This is a genomic window from Synechococcus sp. OH2, assembly GCF_047462155.1.
GTDB lineage: Bacteria > Cyanobacteriota > Cyanobacteriia > Thermostichales > Thermostichaceae > Thermostichus.
The window spans coordinates 19,512-26,288 of record NZ_JANSIR010000083.1; the positions used below are offsets into that span (position 1 = coordinate 19,512).

Consider the following 6,777-nt stretch of genomic DNA (forward strand, 5'->3'; position numbering starts at 1 on the left):
TGCGGCAAGCGAGGATCCTGCCCCGTCCAGGCGCCGGCTGACGGGATCCCGGAGCAGCAGCTTTAGGTGGCCGGGGGTATCCTCCTCCCCCTGGGCAGGCTGCGGGCCAAATCGCTGCTGCTGTAGCACCTGCAGGTTGCGGCTGCAAAAGACCGGCTCAGGATTGCCGATGCCACAGGGTTGCAACCGTTGCAGCTCTCGGTAGAGGTCGAGGGTGAGATCCGCCAGCGCCACCTCCGCGTCGATCTGCACCAGGGGCCGGATTTGCTCCGGCTGCAGACGCTGTTGGGCCAATTGCCGCAGCCGCTCTTCCAAAAGAGGCCAGTTTTCCGCTTTCAGGCTAAACCCCCCCGCCGCCGGGTGGCCGCCATGTTTGATAAACAGATCCTTGCAAAACTCCAGGGCCTGAAACACGTCGAACTCCGGGATCCCCTGCCGCGCCGAGCCAGTGATCTCCCCCTGGCGCGACTGGCTGCCGATAAACACTGGACAGCCAAAGCGCTCCGCCAGCCGCGAAGCCACCAGGCCAATCACCCCCTTGTGCCAGCGCTGCTGGGGAGCTCCCAAAAGGATTAACACCCGCTCCTGCGCCAGATCCCGCTCTTGCCGGGCCATCTGCTCCAAAGCCTCCGCCTCAATGCGGCTGCACATCTGCTGCCGCACCTGGTTGAGCCGTTCACAGCGGCGGGCCAGTTTCTCTGCCTGCTGCGGGTCGTCGGTGGTCAGCAGCCGGATCCCCATCTCCGGTCGGCCAATTCGCCCAATGGCATTGATGCGGGGCCCCAAGCCAAACCCTACCCACTCTGGCCGCAGCTCCTCTAGGGATCCTGTCATTCCTATCACTGCCAAGAGGGCGCGGATCCCGGCCAGCGGCGAAGTGGGCAAGAGAGCCAGCCCCTGCCGCACCCAAAGACGGTTCACCCCCGTCAGCGGCGCCAAATCGGCAATGGTGCCCACGGTAAACAGTTCCAGGGCTACCCGCCCCAACTGTTCGTCACCGCGGCGCTCTGCCAAGGCTTGGGCCAGGAGGTAGGCCACCCCCACCCCGGCCATCCCCCGATAGGGAGACGATGCCGGGATCCGCTTGGGGTTGAGAATGGCGTCGGCAGGGGGCAACTGGGGGGGCAAGTCGTGGTGATCCGTCACGATCACCGTTAGCCCTAACTCTTTGGCCAGTTGGATGGGCTCGTGGGCAGCAATGCCATTGTCTACGGTGAGAATGAGGCGTACCCCCTCGCGGTGCAGCTCTTGCACCATGCGGCTGTTGAGGCCATAGCCCTCCCTGAGGCGGCTGGGGATGCGGTAAACCACCGGTGTGCCCCGCAAAGCCCGCAGCAGCAGGGCCGTGCTGGTCATGCCGTCGGCATCGTAGTCGCCGCAGATGGCGATGGGCTCCTGCCGGCAAATCGCCCTCTCCAACAGCTCTACCGCCAGGGGCAGCTCGGCAAAGTCATGGCTGGGCGGGGGCAGGTAGGTGGGATCCGGCTGCAAATAGTGTTGGATCTCGGCGGGGCCAGACAGGCCGCGGTTGAGCAGGATCTGGGCCAACAGGGGCGAGATCCCCACGACCTCAGCCAGACGCCGGGCCGTCGGCTCATCCACAGGATGGAACAGCCAGCGTTGGTCGGGGATCCCGGCCATGGCCATTGGTCTTCAGCTAGCGGGTAGCAGTGCTACAGTTGGCCTGTAAGCTATCTTTTGACCCTAACCTAAAAACGCCTCTCTGCTCCTCAGTGCGCTGCCCATGTATTCTCTGCTGCTTACCTATGGCCTCAACCCGCTGACGGGACTGAAGCTGTTGGTCAAATCCCCTGAGCAGGCCTCCCTGTGGACGTTGATCCAGCAGCTCTGGGGCCGCCCCGGATCCCGGCGCCGCAGGCCGCGACTCCAAATCTCTCTGGGCCGCCTCGTGCCCGAACAGAGCGAGCGCCTGTCTAAGTTGGAGGTGCTGCTGCGCTTGCGGTTTTTCATCGCCATCGAAGCTGCAACGCCGGAGCAGCCTTTGCTGGCCCTCCCCTCCGGCCAGGGATCCACCATTCAGCTTGCCCGCTACACCGAAGGTTCCCAGCACTACAAAACCGAGATCCTCCGCTTCGCCCTGGGAGGATCCCGCGCCCTCGGAGCGCCGCGCCGCCAGAGCTATCGTCGCCGCCGCTTCTAAAAACCCCTGGCTGAAACCGTTCCGACCAGCAGTGGAGTTCTGCCGACCTGTCTATACTAGAGATGCGCTAAATCTGTGCTTCTCCCGTGAACGCTGGGCTGTGTCAGTGCCACAGATGGCTTATAAACCCAAGGGCTGCTCCAGGGTGGCAGGGGATCCCTGCCGGCCCATGGCCCCAAGTGGGGAGGACGGCAGCCCTCCTGGCTGGATCCCTGGCGGCTGGCATGCTTGCCCTGCCCGCTGCTTTGGCCTTAACCCGCTACCAAGTCCACGTCTTGGCCGCCGAGGCAGCCGCCTTGGCTCAGGTGCGTGCCCAGGTACCGGACGCCTATTTCGTGCAAGGGGATGGACAGGTATTCATTCTGGCAGGAACCTTCATCAACCGCAACCACGCCCAACGCCGCCAGGCCGAATTGGAACGGTTGGGCTTGCCGGTGCGGGTGGTGAGCCGTCAAGATACGGATCCGCCCCTTCCGCCCGCTTTTCCCGCCCAAACAGCGCCCGACCGCCCCTCCGCCAGTTCTGAAAACCCTGTCCCACCGGCGCCAACGGCTCCCCCCTCCGATCCCCAGCGGCCCTTTGCCACCTATGTGCCCAACCCCAGCAGGGATCCCCGGCTAGAGGAGCGGGTACGCCGCTTCTTTCCAGGGGCTGCTGTGGTGCAATACCGCGGCCAGGCCGCCTTGCAGACGGGCACCTTCTCCCGCCTGTCGTTGGCCCAGGATCAGGCCCGCTGGCTAACTGCCCAGGGCTTGCCGGCGGTGGCGGTGTCGCTGGCTGAAGGGGGATCCGGAAGGGATCCCGACTCCCAGCCACCTCAGGGGGAGCGCTACTGGGTGTTGGTGGCGGATCCCAGGGGGGAGAAATGGCCTGCACTCAAACAACTGCTAGAGGGATCCCTGCCCTTGATCTACGACGACCTGCGGGTGGTGCGCACGGGCGGGTTTGCCGACCCGGCTGCTGCCGCCGAACAGGTGCGGTACCTGGCCGGCCAAGGCTACGAAGCCGGGATCTTCCCCGCCGACCTGCGCCGCTCTCGACCGCTTCTGGTTCAGGATCCCACCCCCTCTCCCGCATCCCTGCGCGAAGAAGGCACAGGTGGATTTTGGGTGGTGGTATCCGCCGGGGCAGAGGCGCTGCCTAAGCTGCAGCAGTTTGCCCCTGACGCTTTTGTGCGCGGCTCTGTGATTCAGGTGGGCACTTACCGGCAGCGGGCCAATGCCGAACAGGCGCGGCGTGCCCTGGCCGAGGCGGGGTTTGACGCCCGCGTCCTGCCCGTCGAGTAGCAGCAGCCGGCTTCAGCTCCTCACCCCCAGCCCCTCTCCCTGAGGGAGAGGGGAGGTCAGAAACCGCTTCGCGGCTGTTGAGAATAGCCCCATTGGGCCTCGTTGCCCTTTGCACCACTTCTTGGAATCACCAGGGATCCTTCTACAAGTGAGATCGCCGCCAGGGTGAGGCGCAGGGTTTCCGCCTGTAACTGGGCCGGGCTGGCCAGGGGATAGGCCAACTGTTGCATCACTTGGGGGCAATTCCCACCGCCAAGATCTAGGCTGGGATCCAACCAGTCCAGTTGCCTTTCGCAGGGGTTGGACGGGGTGCTGTGGATATCCTCCACCCCTGGATCGGCCCCGGTAAGGCGGAGCCAACACCGAAAGCTGGGCCAGAGTTGTGGGGGCAAAGCCCGCACCTGACCCGGCACAGCCCTGTCGAAATAGATGAGAAAGTCTGCCTTCCAGCCGTTGCAGGCCGGGCAGAGGGGCTGCAAGTTGGCAGCCGTGTTGGGCCCTCCGCGGCTGAGCGGGATAATGTGATCCTGCACAGGGGCGGATCCCACCTGTGACCATGGCCTGCCACAGCAGGGGCAACAGGGGTACCAGCGCAACAGTTGCCAGAACTCGGCAGCGGCCACCTGGCCCGTCAGGTCGTAGCTGCCCCGCTTCTCCTTGGCACGAGCGGCCTGTCGCTTCTGGCGTTGTCGTCTGGCACAGGTGGGGCAGGGATCCGGTCGAAACAGGAACTCATCCCCACACTCCGGGCAACGATAGGGACTCGACATCAGGATCTAAGGCCCTGAACGGGCTAAAGAGCTTGCTTGGCCTGTTGCAACGTCTGCTCAAACACCTCCAGCGGCTGTGCCCCCGAGAAGGCAATGCCGTTCAAGATGAAATGAGGGGTGCCGCCGATGCCCAGTTGAGAGGCCAGCTCCATATCCCGCTGAATGGCGCGCTCTGCCGCCCGGCTGCGCCGATCCCGGTTGAACTTCTCCACGTTCAGGCCCAACTTCTCGGCAGTGGCCACATAAAACGCATCCCCAAGCTGGGATTGGTTGGCGAAGAGCTCGTCGTGGAACTCCCAGAACTTGCCCTGGCGGTGGGCAGCCCAAGCCGCGCGAGCCGCCGCCATCGCCTCCGGGTGGATGCTGGTCAAGGGCAGGTGCTTATACACCAAGGTCACCTCCTTCCCGTGCTCGGCCATGAACTGTTTGAGGGTGTCGTGGGCGCGAGCGCAGAAGGGACATTGGAAATCAGAAAACTCCACCAACACCAGCCGCAAAGTGTCGGATCCCAGTTGAGGAGAGTCTCCGATGACAGCACGCGGGTTCTCCCGCAACTGACGGCCAAATTCTTCCGCCAACTGCTGCTGTTGTTGCTGCTGCTCTTGGTACTGCCGCTGCTGGTACTCCTGCACAGCCTCAAGGATCACCTGGGGGTTCTTGCGAATGATCTGCAGCACCTGCTCCTCCAAATCGGCTGGAGCTGCGAGGGCAACTTGGACAACACTGCTCATCCCCAGCCAAACCAGCAGCGCGCCGAGGAACCCAACCTTGGCCAAGTGCTGTCCCCACACGCGAAAAACCCTTGCCAGACTATCCATCCCAAAACCCCCTCTCGGGTATGCCCAGAGCTGTACAGCTCAACCAAGCTAACGCCAGATGGCGGCGATGTCTACCACGCTTTCGGGGGGATCAGGAGTTGGTCGCTTGGAGAAGCTGCTCCTTAATCCGCTGCAACTGGCTGGCCCAACGGGGATCCGGCTCAGAGGCCCCTTCGGTCTCGGCAACGACATTGCCTCCGCCGCCTTTGTGGCCCCGCTGGCGTTGCTTCTTGCTGGGGGCGGACTTGTCCCCCGACTCTTTGGAGCCTTTGGAAGAACCTCGGGGCTCAGGATCCCCGGGCGCCCTGGAATCCTTGCCAGCGTCTTTGGCAGACTCCTTAGCTGGGGAGCCGGAGGCTGCTGCTTTGGCTTCGGCGTCTTCCCGTTTCTCCCGCGGCTGGGCAATCTCGATGCGCAAGTTGACATCGCCAAAGCTATGGCCGTTGAATTTCTCGATGTACTGCTGCGCCTGCTCTTCGGTGCTCACGGTTACAAACCCGAAGCCGCGACATTTGCCTGTCCGCCGATCCCGAATCACCTTGGTGGAAATGACCTCACCTGCAGAGCTAAAGAGCTTCTCCAATGCCTGACGATCCACCTCTTCCGGCAGATTTCCGACATACAGACGAACGGGCATGATGCAGCGAAGCTCCTTATCGAAATAACAGAAGGCCAAAATGCAACGGGTCAATCCAAAAGCATTGGGGCTGCCAGATTAGGAAACCCAGAACTCAGTAGTTCATTGTCCCATCCCAGCGCAGCACAAACCGCAACCTTTGCAAAGCATAAAGCTATTTTTCAATTTACCTCAGGCCAAAGCCAAAAAGCTGAGCAAAACGGCTTTGTCGATTGGCTGGCTGACCCAGGCAGCTTTTGCAGGGAGCGGCGTTGGCCGGCGGTTCCTGCCTAGATCCAACCAGCGCTGCTCAAGCGATCCCGATGGAGAAAGGGACGGGCCTGGGGCCCGGTATAGTCGGCTACGAGATGGCCTCGCCCCCGCAGTTGGTAGCGGTAGGTTACTAGGCCTTCCAGACCCACCGGGCCGCGCGGCGGCAGCTTTTGGGTGCTGATCCCCACCTCCGCCCCGAAGCCATAGCGAAAGCCATCGGCAAAGCGGGTGGAGGCATTGTGAAAGACCCCTGCTGCGTCCACTTCGTCGAGAAAGCGCTGGGCAGCGGCGGCGTCTTCGGTCACGATGGCCTCGGTGTGCCGGGATCCGTACCGTTGGATGTGGGCAATGGCCTCGTCGAGGGAATCCACCATTTTGATAGCTAGAATCAGGTCGGCGTACTCAGTGCTCCAGTCGGCCTCAGTGGCCGGGATCAGATCGGGTACCAGCTCGCGGCAGCGGGGATCCCCGCGCAGCTCTACCCCTTTCTCGCGCAGCGCCTGCACAGCCAGGGGCAAAAATCGAGGGGCGATGGCCGCGTGCACCAGCAGGGTCTCGATGGCGTTGCAGGCGGCAGGATACTGGGTTTTGCTGTCCAGCGTCAGCCTCACCGCCATGTCCACATCAGCGGCCCGATCCACGTACAGGTGACACAGGCCATCGGCATGGCCCAGCACCGGGATGCGAGTATTTTCCATAATGTAGCGGACAAAGCTGCTGGAGCCGCGCGGGATGATGAGATCCACCAGCCCTTCCAGTTGCAGCAGGGCTTTGATCTCCTCGCGGCTGGTGAGCAATTGCAGGGATCCCTGGGGAAAGTCTGGGATCTGCTGCAGCCCCGCCTGGATGGCAG

General features: G+C 63.1%; 6 protein-coding genes and 1 pseudogene. 2 read left to right on the forward strand and 5 right to left on the reverse strand.

The window, feature by feature from the left end; genetic code table 11:
* The coding region (gene recJ, locus NW835_RS07520; protein WP_414414946.1) for a single-stranded-DNA-specific exonuclease RecJ at positions 1 to 1,647 on the reverse strand (1,647 nt) is incomplete at its 3' end.
* A 97-nt stretch (positions 1,648 to 1,744) separates the two neighbouring features.
* Between recJ and NW835_RS07525 the strand changes: the two genes are divergently transcribed.
* Both NW835_RS07525 and NW835_RS07530 read left to right on the forward strand, forming a co-directional pair.
* On the forward strand, positions 1,745 to 2,161 hold the full coding sequence (locus NW835_RS07525) for a hypothetical protein (protein ID WP_414414947.1): 417 nt from the start codon (positions 1,745 to 1,747) through the stop codon (positions 2,159 to 2,161).
* 224 nt (positions 2,162 to 2,385) lie between these two features.
* Positions 2,386 to 3,447: an SPOR domain-containing protein gene (locus NW835_RS07530; protein ID WP_414364994.1), complete on the forward strand. Its 1,062-nt coding sequence runs from the start codon at positions 2,386 to 2,388 to the stop codon at positions 3,445 to 3,447.
* A 56-nt stretch (positions 3,448 to 3,503) separates the two neighbouring features.
* On the opposite strand, the gene NW835_RS07535 is transcribed toward NW835_RS07530, so the two are convergent.
* From NW835_RS07535 to NW835_RS07550, 4 genes and pseudogenes are all read right to left on the reverse strand, one after another.
* Positions 3,504 to 4,217 (reverse strand): HNH endonuclease, encoded by a 714-nt coding sequence (locus NW835_RS07535; protein ID WP_414414948.1) that lies wholly within the window; start codon positions 4,215 to 4,217, stop codon positions 3,504 to 3,506.
* Between the two features lie 23 nt (positions 4,218 to 4,240).
* Positions 4,241 to 4,948, reverse strand: a complete 708-nt coding sequence (locus NW835_RS07540; protein WP_414414949.1) for a DsbA family protein — start codon at positions 4,946 to 4,948, stop codon at positions 4,241 to 4,243.
* Positions 4,949 to 5,126: 178 nt separating this feature from the next.
* Positions 5,127 to 5,672 (reverse strand): RNA-binding protein, encoded by a 546-nt coding sequence (locus NW835_RS07545; protein ID WP_414364604.1) that lies wholly within the window; start codon positions 5,670 to 5,672, stop codon positions 5,127 to 5,129.
* A 269-nt stretch (positions 5,673 to 5,941) separates the two neighbouring features.
* Positions 5,942 to 6,777, reverse strand: a pseudogene (locus NW835_RS07550) (glutamate-5-semialdehyde dehydrogenase); the annotation flags it as partial.

Excerpts from the sequence above, each read along its gene's own strand:
- NW835_RS07545 (WP_414364604.1), bottom strand. The coding sequence starts at position 5,672 with ATGCCCGTTCGTCTGTATGTCGGAAATCTGCCGGAAGAGGTGGATCGT.
- NW835_RS07525 (WP_414414947.1), top strand. The coding sequence starts at position 1,745 with ATGTATTCTCTGCTGCTTACCTATGGCCTCAACCCGCTGACGGGACTG.
- NW835_RS07540 (WP_414414949.1), bottom strand. The coding sequence starts at position 4,948 with ATGAGCAGTGTTGTCCAAGTTGCCCTCGCAGCTCCAGCCGATTTGGAG.
- NW835_RS07530 (WP_414364994.1), top strand. The coding sequence starts at position 2,386 with ATGCTTGCCCTGCCCGCTGCTTTGGCCTTAACCCGCTACCAAGTCCAC.
- NW835_RS07535 (WP_414414948.1), bottom strand. The coding sequence starts at position 4,217 with ATGTCGAGTCCCTATCGTTGCCCGGAGTGTGGGGATGAGTTCCTGTTT.